Origin of the sequence: Henriciella sp., assembly GCF_049649345.1 — a bacterium.
Classification (GTDB): Bacteria; Pseudomonadota; Alphaproteobacteria; order Caulobacterales; family Hyphomonadaceae; genus Henriciella.
This window is the reverse complement of record NZ_JBARZC010000596.1, coordinates 1-2,650: the sequence shown is the minus strand read 5'-3', so window position 1 is coordinate 2,650 and position 2,650 is coordinate 1. Positions and strand designations below refer to the sequence as shown.

Annotated in this window: 3 protein-coding genes; 2 read left to right on the top strand and 1 reads right to left on the bottom strand. The window is 60.6% G+C overall.

Annotation, left to right across the window (positions count from 1 at the left end):
- Positions 1–360 (top strand): RnfABCDGE type electron transport complex subunit D (locus WA989_RS16505; protein WP_424341574.1); only part of this gene is annotated, 360 nt, incomplete at its 5' end.
- Positions 302–1,690: a DUF2330 domain-containing protein gene (locus tag WA989_RS16500; RefSeq protein WP_424341573.1), complete on the top strand. Its 1,389-nt coding sequence runs from the start codon at positions 302–304 to the stop codon at positions 1,688–1,690. The genes WA989_RS16505 and WA989_RS16500, both read left to right, overlap by 59 nt.
- Positions 1,691–1,693: 3 nt before the next feature.
- On the opposite strand, the gene mutM is transcribed toward WA989_RS16500, so the two are convergent.
- Positions 1,694–2,542 (bottom strand): bifunctional DNA-formamidopyrimidine glycosylase/DNA-(apurinic or apyrimidinic site) lyase, encoded by an 849-nt coding sequence (gene mutM, locus WA989_RS16495; RefSeq protein ID WP_424341572.1) that lies wholly within the window; start codon positions 2,540–2,542, stop codon positions 1,694–1,696.
- Positions 2,543–2,650 lie beyond the last annotated feature (108 nt).

The window sequence follows — 2,650 nt, the reverse complement described above, 5'->3', positions numbered from 1 at the left end:
ATCTGGCTCGGCGACCCGATGGCCATCCCCATGCATCAGCTGTCTTCGGGCACCCTGCTCGTCTTCACCTTCTTCATGATCACGGACCCGCGTTCGACACCGGATTCGCGGGCAGGGCGCATCCTGTTTGCGGCAGCCGTCGCCGCGCTGACCGCCTGGTTCATCATCGGGCCGAATGTCCGCGCCGCGCCGCTCATGGCGCTGGCGGCGCTCTCATTACTGACACCAATTCTCGACCGGCTCCTGCCTGCCAGCCGGTTCCAGTGGGGCACACCATCAAAGTCCAAGGAGGGACGACACTATGAAACTCAGACACCTGATGGGGGCGGCCGCCCTCGGCCTCAGCTCGCTCGGCCTTAGCGCGCCGGCGTCGGCCTTCTGCGGCTTCTTCGTCGCCAAGGCCGACACCGATCTGTTCAATGACGCGTCGAAAGTGGCGCTCGTGCGCGATGGCGAGCGGACAGTCATCACCATGGCGTCCGACTATCGCGGCGAGCCGTCAGAGTTTGCCATGGTCATCCCCGTCGTCGACATCCCCGAGCGTGAGCAGATCAATGTCGCCAATCCCGGCCTGATCGACCATCTCGATGAGTATACCGCCCCGCGGCTTGTCGAATATCATGACGAGAATCCCTGCGATATGCGGTACCGCCGGGAACTGGCGATGGCGGCGCCAACCGCCTCGGGCGCCATGGACGACATGGTGATGGAGGAGGCCGAGGATCTCGGCGTCACCATCGAGGCAGAATATGAGGTCGGCGAGTACGACATTCTGATCCTGTCGGCCGAAGAGTCCGACGGGCTGATCACCTGGCTCAACCAGGAAGGCTACAGGATCCCTGAAGGAGCCGAAGATGTTGTCGGCTCTTACCTCAAACAGGGCATGAAATTCTTCGTCGCCAAGGTGAATCTGGAACGCCATGACGGTTCGGGTTTTCTGCGCCCGATCCAGGTTGCCTATGAGGACGAGGATTTCATGTTGCCAATCCGGCTCGGCACGGTGAATGCCGAAGGCAAGCAGGAACTCTTCGTCTTCGCCCTGACCCGCAAGGGCCGCGTCGAAACCACCAATTACAAGACGGTGAAACTACCGTCCGACATGGATGTCCCGATCTTCGTGAAGGATGAGTTTGGCGAGTTCTACCGGGACATGTTCGCCCATCAGGTCGAGAAGGAAAACGGCAAGGCCGTCTTCATGGAATATGCCTGGGACATGAGCTGGTGCGACCCGTGCGCCGCCGAGCCACTGTCGCGCTCGCAGCTGCAGGAGCTTGGCGTGATGTGGCTTGATGAAGGCAGCGATGGCGATATCCAGCCGCGCCCCGGTTTCCGCCCCGGACCCCAGCCGGTCGATGTCTTCGTGACACGTCTGCATGTGCGCTATGATGGCGAAACCTTCCCGCAGGATCTGACCTTCCAGGTGACTGGCGACAAGAACAATTATCAGGGCCGCTATGTCCTGCGTCATCCATGGCGCGGCGATTTCGACCAGTGCGAAGAGGCCCGCGACTATGCCGACACGCTCGTCAGCCGCTGGGACCAGGAAGCCGAAAACCTCGCCAAACTCACCGGCTGGGATGAGGCCGATATCAAACAGAAAATGGCCGATGGCGGCTATTCGGCCTCGGCAATCAATGTCGAGCCGAAAGAGAAGAAGCCCTGGTGGCAGCGTCTCTGGGGAAATGGCTGACTTTTACCGCTGGCAGCTTCCACAGTAAAAGCTTGAGCGCCCCGACTGGACGATGCGTCTGATCGGGGCACCGCATGTCTTGCAGGGCTCGCCCTCGCGGTCATAGACGGCGAATGTGTGCTGGAAATAACCAAGCTCGCCTGTCGCTGCCTTGAAGTCACTGATCGATGAGCCGCCGGCCTCAATGGCCTCGGCGATCACGTCATTGATCGCCCGTGTCAGCCTGGCGGCCCGCTCACCTGGCACGGTATTGGCGCGCCGGCGAGGGCTGATCTTCGCGCGGTAGAGCGCCTCGCAGACATAGATATTGCCGAGCCCTGCAATGGTGCGCTGGTCGAGCAGGACAGACTTGATTGGCCCGGTCTTGCCTTTCAGCGCCTCGTTCAGCCAGGCATGCGAGAAGGTGTTGGACAGCGGTTCAGGCCCGAGCCCCGCAAGACGCGGATACGTCTCCATCTGCGCCAGCGGCCAGAGCTCCATGAAGCCGAAGCGGCGGGGATCATTATAGGTGACAGTCTGCCCACCCTCCATGTGGAAGATGACATGATCATGTTTCGGGTCAGGCGCGACCTCATGATGAAACTCGCCGAGCTGGCCGCTGTCTGTGATGGTAAACCGGCCCGACATGCCAAGATGCATGATCAGTGCATCGCCTGAAGAAAGCTCAGCCACCAGGAATTTTGAGCGCCGTCCGAGCCGGTCTATGCGTGCGCCGGATAGCCGATCGGCAAATTGCGCAGGCAACGGAAAACGCAGATCCGGCCGGTTCAGCTGGACCGACAGGATGGTGCGCCCGTCCATGACGGGGGAAAGGCCGCGGCGAACTGTCTCGACTTCGGGTAATTCAGGCATGGTAACCGCATATAGCGTTTAGATTTTCGTGCCACTATGGTCGCCGCGCATGACAGATGAAATAGACACAGAAAACACCGTTAGCTTCGGTTTTGAGGACGTCACGCC